The 13,440-nt window shown below is 71.5% G+C and carries 16 protein-coding genes; 8 read left to right on the forward strand and 8 right to left on the reverse strand.

The features are described 5' to 3' along the window. A partial coding sequence (locus ACFRU2_RS38715; protein ID WP_382981009.1) for a hypothetical protein occupies positions 1–228 on the forward strand: 228 nt, incomplete at its 5' end. A gap of 171 nt (positions 229–399) precedes the next feature. On the opposite strand, the gene ACFRU2_RS38720 is transcribed toward ACFRU2_RS38715, so the two are convergent. Next, the gene (locus tag ACFRU2_RS38720; protein ID WP_382981010.1) at positions 400–1,041 is read right to left on the reverse strand and encodes a DNA-3-methyladenine glycosylase; all 642 of its coding nucleotides are present in this window, start codon (positions 1,039–1,041) and stop codon (positions 400–402) included. A gap of 143 nt (positions 1,042–1,184) precedes the next feature. On the opposite strand from ACFRU2_RS38720, the gene ACFRU2_RS38725 reads away from it, so the two are divergent. The 3 genes from ACFRU2_RS38725 to ACFRU2_RS38735 all read left to right on the forward strand — a co-directional run bounded on the left by ACFRU2_RS38725 (position 1,185) and on the right by ACFRU2_RS38735 (position 3,246). Further along, positions 1,185–1,967 carry a sporulation protein gene (locus ACFRU2_RS38725; protein ID WP_274552572.1) on the forward strand — a complete coding sequence of 261 codons (783 nt, stop codon included), beginning with the start codon at positions 1,185–1,187 and terminating at the stop codon, positions 1,965–1,967. Positions 1,968–2,046: 79 nt separating this feature from the next. Continuing rightward, complete coding sequence (locus ACFRU2_RS38730) at positions 2,047–2,580, forward strand: YbhB/YbcL family Raf kinase inhibitor-like protein (RefSeq protein ID WP_382981011.1); 534 nt, start codon at positions 2,047–2,049, stop codon at positions 2,578–2,580. Between the two features lie 162 nt (positions 2,581–2,742). Further along, on the forward strand, positions 2,743–3,246 hold the full coding sequence (locus ACFRU2_RS38735) for an HNH endonuclease (protein ID WP_254387938.1): 504 nt from the start codon (positions 2,743–2,745) through the stop codon (positions 3,244–3,246). 79 nt (positions 3,247–3,325) lie between these two features. Here ACFRU2_RS38735 and ACFRU2_RS38740 read toward each other — a convergent pair whose 3' ends face one another. The 4 genes from ACFRU2_RS38740 to ACFRU2_RS38755 all read right to left on the reverse strand — a co-directional run bounded on the left by ACFRU2_RS38740 (position 3,326) and on the right by ACFRU2_RS38755 (position 6,624). After that, positions 3,326–4,096: a sulfite exporter TauE/SafE family protein gene (locus tag ACFRU2_RS38740; protein WP_382981012.1), complete on the reverse strand. Its 771-nt coding sequence runs from the start codon at positions 4,094–4,096 to the stop codon at positions 3,326–3,328. 99 nt (positions 4,097–4,195) lie between these two features. Then, positions 4,196–5,203 (reverse strand): SPFH domain-containing protein, encoded by a 1,008-nt coding sequence (locus ACFRU2_RS38745; protein WP_382981013.1) that lies wholly within the window; start codon positions 5,201–5,203, stop codon positions 4,196–4,198. A 129-nt stretch (positions 5,204–5,332) separates the two neighbouring features. After that, complete coding sequence (locus tag ACFRU2_RS38750; protein ID WP_266958917.1) at positions 5,333–5,764, reverse strand: NfeD family protein; 432 nt, start codon at positions 5,762–5,764, stop codon at positions 5,333–5,335. 65 nt (positions 5,765–5,829) lie between these two features. After that, a complete protein-coding gene (locus ACFRU2_RS38755) occupies positions 5,830–6,624 on the reverse strand; it encodes an ABC transporter ATP-binding protein (protein WP_250742216.1) in 795 nt (264 codons plus the stop codon). 144 nt (positions 6,625–6,768) lie between these two features. Between ACFRU2_RS38755 and ACFRU2_RS38760 the strand changes: the two genes are divergently transcribed. Beyond that, positions 6,769–7,548 (forward strand): hypothetical protein, encoded by a 780-nt coding sequence (locus tag ACFRU2_RS38760; RefSeq protein ID WP_382981014.1) that lies wholly within the window; start codon positions 6,769–6,771, stop codon positions 7,546–7,548. A 421-nt stretch (positions 7,549–7,969) separates the two neighbouring features. On the opposite strand, the gene ACFRU2_RS38765 is transcribed toward ACFRU2_RS38760, so the two are convergent. The 3 genes from ACFRU2_RS38765 to ACFRU2_RS38775 form a co-directional block, all read right to left on the reverse strand. After that, the gene (locus tag ACFRU2_RS38765; RefSeq protein ID WP_243338617.1) at positions 7,970–8,215 is read right to left on the reverse strand and encodes a chaplin; all 246 of its coding nucleotides are present in this window, start codon (positions 8,213–8,215) and stop codon (positions 7,970–7,972) included. Positions 8,216–8,343: 128 nt separating this feature from the next. Further along, positions 8,344–9,021, reverse strand: a complete 678-nt coding sequence (locus ACFRU2_RS38770) for a response regulator (RefSeq protein WP_382981015.1) — start codon at positions 9,019–9,021, stop codon at positions 8,344–8,346. Beyond that, complete coding sequence (locus ACFRU2_RS38775) at positions 9,014–10,171, reverse strand: GAF domain-containing sensor histidine kinase (protein ID WP_382981016.1); 1,158 nt, start codon at positions 10,169–10,171, stop codon at positions 9,014–9,016. The genes ACFRU2_RS38770 and ACFRU2_RS38775 overlap by 8 nt, the downstream gene beginning before the upstream one ends. A 248-nt stretch (positions 10,172–10,419) precedes the next feature. Here ACFRU2_RS38775 and ACFRU2_RS38780 point away from each other — a divergent pair, with 248 nt between their 5' ends. From ACFRU2_RS38780 to ACFRU2_RS38790, 3 genes are all read left to right on the forward strand, one after another. Further along, positions 10,420–11,328 (forward strand): SDR family NAD(P)-dependent oxidoreductase, encoded by a 909-nt coding sequence (locus tag ACFRU2_RS38780; RefSeq protein ID WP_382981017.1) that lies wholly within the window; start codon positions 10,420–10,422, stop codon positions 11,326–11,328. Next, the gene (locus tag ACFRU2_RS38785) at positions 11,325–12,437 is read left to right on the forward strand and encodes an S-adenosylmethionine:tRNA ribosyltransferase-isomerase (RefSeq protein ID WP_382981018.1); all 1,113 of its coding nucleotides are present in this window, start codon (positions 11,325–11,327) and stop codon (positions 12,435–12,437) included. Before ACFRU2_RS38780 ends, ACFRU2_RS38785 begins: the two co-directional genes overlap by 4 nt. 306 nt (positions 12,438–12,743) lie before the next feature. Further along, positions 12,744–13,433, forward strand: a complete 690-nt coding sequence (locus ACFRU2_RS38790) for a transglycosylase SLT domain-containing protein (RefSeq protein ID WP_382981019.1) — start codon at positions 12,744–12,746, stop codon at positions 13,431–13,433. Positions 13,434–13,440 lie beyond the last annotated feature (7 nt).

Below are 13,440 nucleotides of genomic sequence, written 5' to 3' on the forward strand. Positions count from 1 at the left end.
AGGAACCTCATCCACCGAGGTGGACGGGGTATCAACTTTTTGGCGTTGATTTTTGGCACGCTGTTGAGTTCTCAAGGAACGGACGCTTCCTTTGTTCCTGTTTCCAGGCCCTCCGGGCGCTTCCTTCGTTTCCAACTCTACCAGATCATTTCCGTTGTCGTTTCCGACTCTGGATTTGAATTCGGTGACCGTTGGGGGTCTTTGCCTTTCGGCGCTCCACCACATTAGCGCTTATCCCGTGTGGCTCATAATCGGCCGTTCGGAATCGAATTCGGGCATGCCGAATAAGACCCCGCCAGGGGTAAGTCGTAGGTAGTGGGTTGGCCGCTCTGGGGGTCTGCTGATAGCAGTGCCCCGTTCAAGCGGCTCGGGCTACGTTAGGCGTCCGCCGACGCCGAGTCAAGTTGAGCGGCGGCGTGGCGCGTGGGCTCGGTACGGGCTCACCGTCGGGTCGTGGGTGATCCAGTAGCGGTACGGGTGGGCCGCGCCGGCGCCGCCCACTCCGGTGCGGGGGCCGTGGCTCCGCAGGTCCGGCGAGGTGGGGGTGCCCGTCAGGAGGGACAAGGGGGAATCCGGGCCGGCGCAGAGGTCCGCGCCGTCCAGGGAGCGGTCCACGGCCAGGGCGGTGGCCAGGCGGGCCGGACCCTTGGCCAGTTCCCTGTCGTTTCTGGCTGAAACCCGGCGTTTGCGGGCCAGCTCCGCGCCCAGGGTGACCTCCCCCGCCCGGAGCAGGACACCGCTCGCGTGGCCCGGCGGGCCGCAGACCAGGTTGAGGCTGAACCACATGCCGTAGATGAAGTAGACGTACGCGTGTCCGGGTGGACCGAACATCGACGCGTTGCGCGCCGTGCGGCCGCGGTAGGCGTGGGAGCCCGGATCGGCTTCTCCCTCGTACGCCTCCACCTCCGTGATGCGCAGTTCCATGGGGCCGTCCGGGGTGCGGCGGACCAGGGTGCGGCCGAGGAGGTCCGGGGCCACGGTGAGGACCGGGCGGTCGAAGAAGGACCGGAGCAGGGGCGTACGGTCGGGGCGCGCGCTCATCCGGTCGAGCGTAGTGGACTGGGTACTCCTGCAACCGGGGCCTAAGGTTCCGCGTTTGTAGGGGTAGCACCGCGCGGAGTCGCGCGCGTCTTGCCGAGCAGGACTTTTTCGAGCACGTCGTAGTCGTATAGGGGAGTCAGAGCATGGGGTTCAGGAAGCTGTTCGCGAGCCTGGGTGCCGGTGGTGCTTCGGTCGACACCGTCATCACCGAGCCGAACGTCGTGCCGGGCGGGATCGTCCAGGGCGAGGTCCGGATCCAGGGCGGATCCGTGGAGCAGCAGATCGAGGGGCTGTCCGTCGGGCTCCAGGCGCGGGTGGAGGTGGAGGGCAACGACCAGGAGTACAAGCAGGACGTGGTCTTCACCAAGCAGCGTCTCGGTGGTGCCTTCCAGGTCCAGGCGGGCGCCCTGCACGTGGTGCCGTTCGGGCTGGAGATCCCCTGGGAGACGCCGATCACCCACTTCGGGGGCCGTCATCTGCACGGGATGAACATCGGGGTCAGCACGGAGCTGGAGATCGCGCGCGCGGTGGACGCCGGCGACCTCGACGCGATCAACGTGCACCCGGTGCCGGCGCAGCAGGCGATCCTCGACGCCTTCGCCCAGCTGGGCTTCACCTTCCGCAGCGCGGACATGGAGCGCGGGCACATCCGGGGGACGCGGCAGACGCTGCCCTTCTACCAGGAGATCGAGTTCCTGCCGCCGTCGCAGTACCGGGGGCTGAACCAGGTCGAGCTGACCTTCGTCTCCGACGGGCGCGAGATGGACGTCGTCCTGGAGATGGACAAGAAGCCGGGCCTGTTCAGCGAGGGCAGCGACACCTTCCGCTGCTTCCAGGTGGGGCTGCAGTCCTACCAGGGCACCGACTGGGCGGCCTACCTGAACCAGTGGATCTCGTCGGTGGGTTCGCAGCGCAACTGGTTCTGAGCCGATCTAGGCTCGGTGCCGGTGCCGTACAGGTGCCGGCACCGGTCAGCGTCGACTCGATCCAGCAGGAGGTTCCGCAGTGGCCGAGCAGAGCAGGGCGCCGCTCCCCCACGATTTCCATCCGGCGGTGCACGCGTTCACCGTGAGCAGTGCGGACCTGGAGCCCGGGGCCGATCTGGGGTCCGCCCAGGTGCTGTCCGGGGGGAACGTATCGCCGCAGCTGCGGTGGGAGGGGTTCCCGGAGGAGACGAAGAGCTTCGCCGTGACCTGCTTCGACCCGGATGCCCCGACGGGCAGCGGGTTCTGGCACTGGGTGCTCTTCGACCTGCCGGTCTCGGTCACCGAGCTGCCGGCCGGGGCGGGCAGCGGGAAGTTCGAGGGGCTGCCCGCCGGGGCCGTGCACGTGCGCAACGACTACGGCACGCAGGACTTCGGCGGGGCGGCTCCCCCGGCCGGTGAGCGGCACCGTTACGTGTTCACCGTGTACGCGGTGGACCAGGAGAAGCTCGGTCCCGGGGCGGACGTGTCGCCGGCCGCCGTCGGGTTCAATCTGCGGTTCCACACGCTGGGGCGTGCGCAGCTCGTCGGTGAGTACGAAGCTCCCGCCAGCTGAGCGTTTCCGCCCTTCGTTCTCCGAGCGTTAGCCCGGTCCTGGTCTAAAGACGACCAGGACCGGGCATTTTTATTGCGTTGTCCCGCGTGGCGCGCGCGACCAGAGTGGTTGCGGGCCTTGCCGCCAGGGTGGTCGCGGGCCTGCACACGGGAGGTGGGCGAGATGCGGGACACGCTGGTGCTGAACGCGAGCTTCGAGCCGCTGTCGACGGTGACGATGAACCGAGCTGTGGTCCTGGTGCTCCAGGACAAGGCCGTGGTCGAACAGGCGCATCCCGAGTTCCGTGTGCGCGCGGCCACGATGGAGCTTCCGTTGCCGCGGGTGATCAGACTCTGCAGGTACGTCCGGGTGCCCTTCCGGAGACATGCTCCCTGGTCACGGAGGGGGGTGTTGATCCGGGACCAACACCGGTGCGCCTACTGCGGGAAGCGCGCGACGACCGTGGACCACGTACTTCCGCGGGCTCAGGGCGGCGGGGACACCTGGCTGAACACGGTGGCCTCCTGCTCCGAGGACAACCACCGCAAGGCGGCCCGGACTCCGGAGGAGGCGGGGATGCCGCTCCTCCGGAAGCCCTTCGTTCCCTCGCCGGCCGACGCCATGCTGCTCGCGCTGGGGGTCGGCGGGCGGGAGGCGCTGCCCGAGTGGCTGGAGCGTTCCGCGTAGGGCTGCTCGTGATCACGTAGGGCGGGATCGTCCCGCCGGGTAGACGGCTGCGCTGGGCGACGTACGTTTTCTACGTCGCTCAGCGGAGCAGCAGCTGGACGATCGCGATGATCCCGACGGTCACGATGACGGCGCGCAGAGCGGTGGGCGGCAGTCGGCGGCCGACTTTGGCGCCGAGCTGGCCGCCGATGGTGGAGCCGACGGCGATGAGCAGGACGGCCGTCCAGTCGAACTCTGCGACGAAGAGGAAGAAGACGGCCGCGATGCCGTTCACCAGCGCCGCGACGACGTTCTTCACCGCGTTGATCCGCTGGAGGTCCTCGCGGAGCAGCAGGCCCATCAGGCCGAGGTAGAGCACGCCTTGGGCAGCGCCGAAGTAGCCCCCGTACGCGCTGGAGAGCAGCATGCCCGACAGCAGCAGCGGGCCGCCGTCGGGGTGGCCGGTGTCGCCTCCGGCGGCCTCCTGGCGCCTGCGCAGGGCGGCGGCGAGCCGGGGCTGGAAGACGACGAGCACGAGGGCCAGGCCGATCAGGACGGGCACGATCGTGTCGAAGGAATCCGACGGCAGGGTGAGGAGCAGGATCGCGCCGGCGAGTCCGCCGACGAGCGAGACGGCGCCGAGCCTGATGATGCGGGCGCGCTGGCCCTGGAGCTCCTTGCGGTAGCCGATGGCTCCGCTGATGGAACCGGGCACGAGGCCCAAGGTGTTGGAGACGTTGGCCGTGACCGGCGGCAGGCCGGTGGCCAGCAGCACCGGGAAGGTGATCAGGGTGCCGGAACCGACGATGGTGTTGATGGTGCCGGCGCCGATGCCGGCCGCGAAGACCGCGAGTGATTCCCAGATGGACATGGGCGGGGTCGTCCCCTTTGCATGAGTGAGTCGCCTCCCCGCCATGAAGGTCGGGGGGCCTCACTGATCATGCCGGAGGGGACGGCCCGTTCGGACCGCTCAGTCGATGGTCGGCTGTTCGCGGCGGTCCGCGGCGTCCTTGTCCCTGGCGGCGGGGATTCCGCCGCCGGCGCCGCCGTCCTTGCCGCCGTCCTTGCCCGCGGGCTGCGGGTTGAAGCCGGAGGCGGCGCCCATCGGGCCGAAGTTGCCCATCGCTCCGGAGAGGCCCTTGAGGGCGTCGCCGATCTCGCTCGGGACGATCCAGAGCTTGTTGGCATCGCCTTCGGCGAGCTTCGGGAGCATCTGGAGGTACTGGTAGGCGAGCAGCTTCTGGTCGGCGTCGCCGGCGTGGATGGACTCGAAGACCGTACGGATGGCCTGGGCCTCGCCCTCGGCGCGCAGGGCCGCGGCCTTGGCGTCACCTTCGGCGCGCAGGATGGAGGACTGCTTCTCGCCCTCGGCGCGCAGGATCTCGGACTGGCGGACACCTTCGGCCTGGAGGATCGCGGCGCGCTTGTCGCGGTCGGCGCGCATCTGCTTCTCCATCGAGTCCTGGATGGAGGTCGGCGGCTCGATGGCCTTGAGCTCGACGCGGTTGACGCGGATGCCCCACTTGCCCGTGGCCTCGTCGAGGACTCCGCGCAGGGCCGCGTTGATCTCCTCGCGGGAGGTCAGGGTCCGCTCCAGGTCCATGCCGCCGATGATGTTGCGGAGCGTGGTGACGGTGAGCTGCTCGATGGCCTGGATGTAGCTGGCCACCTCGTACGTCGCGGCGCGGGCGTCGGTCACCTGGTAGTAGATGACGGTGTCGATGTTGACGACCAGGTTGTCCTGGGTGATGACCGGCTGCGGCGGGAAGGGGACGACCTGCTCGCGGAGGTCGATCCGGTTGCGGATCGAGTCGATGAACGGGACGACGATGTTGAGGCCCGCGTTGAGGGTGCGGGTGTAGCGCCCGAACCGTTCGACGATGGCGGCGCTGGCCTGCGGGATCACCTGGATCGTCTTGACCAGTGCGATGAAGACCAGAACCACCAGAATGATCAGAACGATGATGATCGGTTGCATGCGGTTCCCCGTGCCCTTCCGGCTGTCTGTGCTGCCCCGTTCAGCGGAGTCTCGCAGACCCCGGGGCCGCGGGTCGGCTGCTTGCCCACATGCGGTGTCACGCAGGTGGGTTGCTCACGTGCTGGTCCGTCACATGACGACGGCGGTCGCCCCGTCGATCTCCACGACGTCGACGGACTGACCCGGTTCGAAGGTGATGTCCGCGTCCAGGGAGCGCGCCGACCAGATCTCGCCGGCGAGCTTGATCCGGCCGCCGCCGCTCGCATCGACGCGTTCGAGGACGACGGCGCTCCGGCCCCTCAACGCGTCGATTCCGCTGCGGTGTTGGGGTTTCTGATTGCGGTGCCGGTTGGCGATCGGGCGGACGACCGCGAGGAGCGCGACCGACACGACCACGAAGACCAGGACTTGGGCGACCACTCCCCCGCCGAGGGCCGCCGTGACGGCGGCCGCCACCGCTCCGGCGGCGAACATGCCGAACTCGGGCATCGCGGTCAGGACCAGGGGAATGCCCAGTCCGACCGCGCCTATGAGCCACCACACCCACGCGTCGATGTCCACATGGTCATGGTAGGTCGGGTGGGCGCGGTCCGGACAGGGTGCGGGAAGTCCGTCCGGTGCCCGGACTACCGCAGGGGCAGGCCCTGGGCGGTCCAGCGGTCGCTGTCGTTGCGCTCGACGACGAGCGGCAGGCCGAAGCAGAGGGAGAGGTTGCGGGAGGTCAGTTCGAGGTCGATGGGTCCGGCCGCGACCACCTTGCCCTGACGGATCATCAGCACGTGCGTGAAGCCGGGGGCGATCTCCTCGACGTGGTGCGTGACCATGATCATCGACGGGGCGAGCGGATCGCGGGCGAGCCGGCCGAGGCGTCGTACGAGGTCCTCGCGGCCGCCGAGGTCGAGACCCGCGGCGGGCTCGTCGAGCAGCAGCAGCTCGGGGTCGGTCATCAGCGCACGGGCGATCAGGGTGCGCTTGCGCTCGCCCTCGGAGAGGGTGCCGAACTTCCGGTCGAGGTAGGGCGTCATCCCGAGGCGGTCGAGGAAGGCGCGGGCGCGCTGCTCGTCGATCTCCTCGTACTCCTCAGTCCAGGTGGCCGTCATCCCGTACGCGGCGGTGAGGACGGTCTCCAGGACGGTCTGGCGCCTGGGCAGCTTGTCGGCCATCGCGATGCCGGCCATGCCGATCCGGGGGCGCAGCTCGAAGACGTCCACCTTGCCGAGGGTGCTGCCGAGGATGGTGGCGGAGCCCTTGGTGGGGAAGAGGTAGCTGGAGGCGAGGTTCAGCAGCGTGGTCTTGCCGGCGCCGTTGGGGCCGAGGATCACCCAGCGCTCCCCCTCCTTGACCGACCAGGAGACCTGGTCCACCAGAGCCCGGCCCTCGCGGACCACGGATACGTCCACCAGCTCCAGAACATCGCTCATGAGCGTGTTGTCTCCCCTTGCAGTCTCGGTTCGTCTGTGCGCCGCCCCGTGTCGGTGGGCGCAGCCCCAGGGGAAAACCTACGCCACTCGGGGAGGGGTCCGGGCCCGGGCCCGGGTCCGGGGGGCCGTCCGTAAAGTAGGGGGATGCTTTTCGAACCGCGTTCAGGGCGGCTGGCCGCCTGGGGGAACGCTCTGCTGGCCGGTCTCGTCTCGCCCGACGAGGCCGTGTTGTCGATCGTGGGCGAGGACGCCGTGCACCGGGTGGAGGGGCTGCCCGGGGAATCCGGCCCCGTGGGTCTGACCCTGGCGCTGGGCCGGCTGCGGGTGCTGGGCGTGACCGGGCTGCGGATCGCGCTGCCCGCGCCGGGACATCCGCTGGGGCTGAGCGGGCCGCCGGAGTTCAACGCGAGGGCGCTGGACGCGGAGGAGGCGGTCGTCGCGGTGGGTGCGGCGCTCGGGCTCGTCCCGGAGGTGCACGAGGCCGGGCCGAAGGGGGACGTGCACGTATCGGTGACCTGGCACTGCCTGCCCGTACGGGAGGCCCCGCCGGCGGACGTGCCGTCGCTCGGCGAGGCGGAACGGGAACTCGCGGAGGCGCTGCGCGAGGCCACGGTGGTGCTGACCCGGCTGGACGTGGCCGGATCCGGGCCGGTCGCGGAGGCGGCGCTGTCCGCGTACCGGGCGCGGACGGAGGCCGGGCGGGACGCGCTGGCGCCGGGGTATCCGGCGCGGGCGGTACGGGTCCTCTCGCTGGCGCAGCGGGTGGACCTGATGGTGTCGCTGGCGACCGAGCGGGGGCACGGGGCGGCGGTGGCCGCCTCGGAGATGGCGGCCCGGGCGGAGGCGCTGCGGCCCGTGGAGCGGGTTGCCCGGCGGGCGCTGGTCGCGGCGTACAACTCGGCCGTCGAGGAGAGGTTGCGCTGACCGCGGTGGCGCTGACCGCGGTGTGCGGTGATCGGGTGCGGCGCCGTTGCGCGAGCGGCCCCGGCTGCGCCGGGCTTTCCGGGGCGCCGCCCCGGACCCCGCGCCTCAAACGCCGGCGAGGCTGATTTTGCCCGGCTGCGCCAGGAGGCCGCCCCCTGCACGGGCAAGCGTGCGGGCTGCCCGAGGGCACGGAAACGGTATCGGCCCCGCTTCCCAGGGAGAGGGGGGAAGCAGGGCCGAAGTTTCCGACGCGGCACCGGGCCCCGCGGCCAGGCGGACCCGACTGCGCCGCCGGTCGGAGGCCGGCGCAGCGGGGCGAAGCCTGCGGAGCAGTGCGAGCACCGCGTCAAGAAGGGGAGCAGTGCGAGCACCGCGTCAAGAAGGGGAGCAGTGCGAGCACCGCGTCAAGAAGGGTGTGGGGTCAGTTGTTGACGCCCGTGTTGCCCCAGGCGCCGTTGAGCAGGCCGATCACGTTGACCGAGTTGCCCACCACGTTCGCGGGGATGTGGACGGGGAGCTGGAGCTGGTTCCCCGCGGCCACGCCGGGCGAGTTCAGGGCCTCGCCCTCCGCCGACGCACCGCCGTGCGCCGACGAGACACCCGCGCCGGCGGCGAGGAGGCCGCCCGCGATCATGGTGACGGCGGTGGCCTTCTTGAAGTTCTTCACGTTCTCGTCCTCCAGTACGTCTGCCGCGACCAGCCGCCGCGGCACGTCATGAAGAACGCTCATCCGACGAACGGGATGCGCCATGTGGGCTACATACACCCGACCGAATGAACCGCCGCCCGTATGAGTCACTGCGCGATGCCGTGTCTGACCGCCCACAGCGCCGCCTGCGTACGGTCGGCGAGGTCCAGCTTCATCAGGATGTTCGAGACGTGCGTCTTCACCGTCTTCTCCGACAGGACGAGCGCGCGGGCGATCTCCCTGTTCGAGCGCCCGTCCGCTATGTGGTGCAGCACCTCGCGCTCGCGGTCCGTCAGGTTGCCGCCTCGCCCGGATGACGGGCCGGGGCCTTCCTCGGCGAGCAGGGCCCCTGCGACCTCCGGCTGGAGGAGGACGTGGCCCGCGTGCACCGAGCGGATGGCGGCGGCGAGGGCGTCGGGGTCTATGTCCTTGTACACGTAGCCGGCCGCGCCCGCGCGCAGGGCGGGGACCACCGTGCGCTGCTCGGTGAAGCTGGTGACGATCAGCACGCGCGCCGGGTTCGCCAGCGTGCGCAGCCGGCGCAGCGCCTCGATGCCGTCGGTGCCCGGCATCTTGATGTCCATCAGGATGACGTCGGGGCGCAGTTCCTCGGCGCGGTCGATGCCTTCCTCGCCGTCGGCCGCCTCGCCGACCACCTCGATGTCGTCCTGGACCTCGAGGAAGGTGCGCAGGCCCCGCCGGACGACTTGGTGGTCGTCCACGAGCAGTACGTTGATGCTGCGGCTGCGGCTGCCGTCGCCGCTGCGGCCCGGCGTGTCAGCCACCGGGTACCTCCAGTTCGATCGTGGTGCCGGTGCCGGGCTCGGACCGTACGGTGAGTCTCCCTCCGACGCCGGCGGCCCGGTCCCGCATGGAGACCAGGCCGAGGTGCCGGCCCGCCCGGCGGACGGTGGGAGGGGAGAAGCCGGTTCCGTCGTCGGTCACCCGGAGCAGGGCTCCCCCGGTCTCCCGGCGGGTCAGGGTGACGTCGATCCGGTCGCCGGCGGAGTGGCGCAGGGCGTTGTGCAGGGCCTCCTGGGCCACGCGCAGGACCGCCTCCTCCTGGGCCGCGGGCAGGGCCCGTACGCCGTCGCAGGTGAAGGTGACGTGCGCGGTGTGGGCGCGGTCCAGGACGCGGACCTGGTTGCGCAGGGTGGCGACCAGGCCGTCCTCGTCGAGGGCGGCGGGGCGGAGCTCGGTGACGGCCGCGCGCAGTTCGTCGGCGGCCTCGGCCGCGAGGAGGGCGACCTGCTGGAGCTCGTCCTTGGCACGGGCCGGGTCGCGGTCCACCAGGGCGGCGGCGGCCTGCGCGGTCAGGCGGAGCGAGAAGAGCTTCTGGCTGACCGCGTCGTGCAGCTCGTGGGCCAGGCGGGAGCGCTCCTCGGCGATGGTCAGCTCGCGGCTGCGCTCGTAGAGGCGGGCGTTGGTGAGGGCGATGGCCGCGTGCTGGGCGAGGAGGGAGAGGAGCTCCTCGTCCTCGTCGGTGAAGCCGTGCCTGCCGCCCGGGACGCTCCGCTTGTTCGCGAGGAAGAGGGCGCCGAGGGTCTCCTCGCCGTCCCGGATGGGCAGCCCGAGGAAGTCGGACATGTCGGGGTGGGCGGCGGGCCAGCCCTCGAAGCGGGGGTCCTTGCGCACGTCGGCCAGCCGCTCGGGGCCGTCCTGGTGGAGCATCGCGGCGAGGATGCCGTGCTGGCGGGGCAGCGGGCCGATCGCCCGCCACTGCTCCTCGCTGATGCCGTCCACGACGAACTGGGCGAAGCCGCCGTGGTCGTCCGGGACGCCCAGGGCCGCGTACTCGGCGTCGAGCAGCTCGCGGGCCGAGGCGACGATCGTGCGGAGCACGTCGCGGACCTCCAGCCGGCGGCTCATGGCGAGGAGCGCGGTGCTCACGGCGGCCAGGCCGCCGCCGCGGGGGGCTCGGGGTCCGGAGTCCATGGCCTCACGGTACTCGCGGCGCCGGGGCGGGCGGATCGGGCGGGGGGCGTAGGGCGCGGCCGGGGCGCGGCGTAGGTCTTCGCCCTAGGCCGTCTCTTTCGGATCTTGCCGGTCAGGCCCGATCCGGAAGAGACGGCCTAGGTCGAAGGGACCTGGCGCGGTGCGGCCGGCGGCCGAGGCGGCGGGGGCGGCCGGGTTCCTACGTTGGGGGCATCTGCCGGGTGGTTCGGAAGGCGAGGGGTGCGGTCATGTCGGTGGCGATGGTGACGGGGGCGTCGAGGGGGCTGGGGCGGGCGCTGGCCGGGGAGCTGGCGGCCCGGGGCTGGGACCTGGTGCTGAGCGCACGGGGCGCGGGCCCGCTGGCGGAGGCCGGGGAGGCCTTGCGGGCGGCGGGGGCGCGGGTGACGGCGGTGGCCGGGGACGTGTCCTCGGTGGCGCACCGGGCGGAGCTGGTGGCGGCGGCGCGGGAGCTGGGCGGGCTGGACCTGCTGGTGAACAACGCGGGCGTGCTGGGCGCGGAGCCGCTGGTGCCCTTGGCGGTGCACCCGCTGGAGGGGCTGCGCGAGGCGTTCGAGGTGAACGTGGTGGCGCCGTTGGGGCTGGTCCAGGAGACGCTGCCGTTGCTGCGGGCGGCCGCCGCCGGGGCGGTGCTGAACATCAGCTCGGACGCGGCGGTGGTGCCCTACAGGACCTGGGGTGGCTACGGAGCGACCAAGGCGGCGGGTGACTTGATGTCGGCGGTCCTGGCCGGGGAGGAACCGGGGCTGCGCGTGTGGTGGGCGGATCCGGGCTCGATGCGGACGCGGATGATGGCGGCGGCCGATCCCGCGGAGGACCTGGCGGCGCTGCCGACGCCGCAGGAGGTGGCTCCGGTGCTGCTGACCCTGCTGACGGGACCCGCGCCCAGCGGGCGGTACACGGCCCAGGGGCTCGCCGCGGCGCAGGGGCGCGCCAAGGCACAGGGGCGCGACGGCGTGGAGGGGCGCGACGCGGTACAGGGGCGCGACGCGGTACAGGGGCGCGACGCGGCCCAGCGGCGCGACGCGGCGCAGGGGCGCGACGCGGCGCAGGGGCGCGACGCGGCGCAGGGGCGCGACGCGGCGCAGGGGCGCGACGGTGTGGAGGCGGTTCTCGGGGCGGACGGGGCGGTGCGGTGAGCGGGGAGCGGGGGCTACGGGAGAAGGGACCGTATATAAGGGACATTCCGCCGGGTCTTGCGGCCCGGGTTCCCGCCGAGCAGCGGGGGCCGGGACGGGGGCGGGACTCGGTGCGGCTGCTGGTCTCGCGGGGCGCTTCCGAGGTGTCGCTGCACGCCTTCCGGGAGCTGCCGGGGCTGCTGCACGCCGGGGACGTGCTGGTGGTGAACACCTCGGCGACGTTGCCGGCGGCCGTGGACGGGCGGCTCGGGGGCGAGGAGCTCGTCGTGCACTTCTCCACGCGCGGCGAGGACGGCCGCTGGACCGTGGAGCTCCGGGAGCGGGACCGGGTCGTACGGGGGTCGACCCGGCCCCGGGCCGGGGGGCCCGCCGGGGGCGTCGTGGAGCTGCCGGGCGGGTGGCGCCTCGTACTGGAGGAGCCGATGGCGCCGGGGGCGGACCGGCTGTGGTGGGCGCGGCCCGCGCCGCCGCGGGGGCGGCCTGAGGAGGTGCCGGCGCTGCTGCGCTCGTACGGGCGGCCGATCCGGTACGCCCATACGGAGCGGGACCAGCCGCTCGCGGCGTACCAGACGGTCTTCGCGGTGCCCCGGGCCGACGGGGCGGGTTCGGCGGAGATGCCGAGCGCGGGCCGGCCCTTCACGGCGGAGCTGGTGGCGGAGCTGGTGCGCCGGGGGGTCTGCTTCGCCCCGCTGACCCTGCACACGGGGGTGGCCTCGCAGGAGGCGCACGAGCCGCCGTACCCGGAGCGGTACGAGGTGCCCGCGACCACGGCCCGGCTGGTGAACGCGGCGAGGGCGGCGGGCGGGCGGGTGATCGGGGTGGGGACCACGGCGGTGCGGGCGCTGGAGTCGGCCGCCGACGGGGACGGGGTGGTGCGGGCCGCAGGGGGCTGGACCGGGCTGGTCGTGACGCCGGAGCGCGGAGTGCGGGCGGTGGACGGCCTGCTGACCGGGCTGCACGAGCCCGGGGCCTCGCACCTGCTGATGCTGGAGGCGGTGGCCGGGCGGGAGGCCGTACTGCGCGGGTATGCCGCAGCCGTAGCGAACCTGTGCCTTTGGCACGAGTTCGGGGACGTTCACCTGCTACTCAAGGATGAGAACCGTCACTGAACGGATTGCTGACGCAACGGTTGGTGAGATTGATACGTGACCGATGTGAGCCCGGGCATAGGACGCACATCACTTACGAAGCTCCCTAGTGGACGAATAAGGGCGCTGTTAGCACTGGCTCGCGTGGTCCGGGCCCTGAATTCAGGGCCCGGCTCCGGCCCCTGATCCACTAAGCGGGATCGTACGTCACACCTTTGCCACAGGTTTTTGCCACCGCTAAGAATTGCTCTCGCCGCACAGCGCCGCGGATCTCGGATCCGGCAGGCGCTTTCCTGCGGCCCCCGCTATTCGAAGAGGTTGCTACGCATGACCGAGACCAGCACTCCCGGCCACAGTCGTCGTCTGACGATGACGAAGGCGCACAAGCTTTCCATCGCCGGTGTAGCCACCCTGGGCGCCGCCGCCCTCGCCTTCTCCCTCGTCCCGGCCTCCGCCGGTGAGACCTCGACCGCCGTGGCCGCGGCCCCCGTCGCCTGGTCCAAGGTCGTCGACGGTGCGCAGGCGCAGGCCGTGCAGCAGCACCTCACCGTTCAGCAGGTCGTCGCGGACCAGCAGGCCAAGGTCGCGAAGGACGCCAAGGATGCGGCCGCCAAGGCCAAGGCCGAGGCCGACGCGAAGAAGGACCGCGAGAAGAAGGCGGCCGCCAGCCGTTCCGCGACCCGCACTCCGGTCTTCGCGAACAACCTGGACGGCTGGATCAAGGAAGCCCTCTTCATCATGAAGCGGGAAGGCATTCCGGGCACCTACGCCGGGATCCACAAGAACATCATGCGTGAGTCCAGCGGTAACCCGATGGCGATCAACAACTGGGACATCAACGCCCAGAACGGCATCCCCAGCAAGGGTCTGCTCCAGGTCATCGCCCCGACCTTCAAGGCGTACCACGTCAAGGGCACCAAGTTCGACCAGTACGACCCGGTCGCCAACATCGTCGCCGCCTGCAACTACGCGGCCGACCGCTACGGCTCCATGGACAACGTCAACAGCGCCTACTAGGCCTCTG

The sequence above is a fragment of the Streptomyces sp. NPDC056883 genome (assembly GCF_042788835.1).
Classification (GTDB): domain Bacteria; phylum Actinomycetota; class Actinomycetes; order Streptomycetales; family Streptomycetaceae; genus Streptomyces; species Streptomyces stoeckheimensis.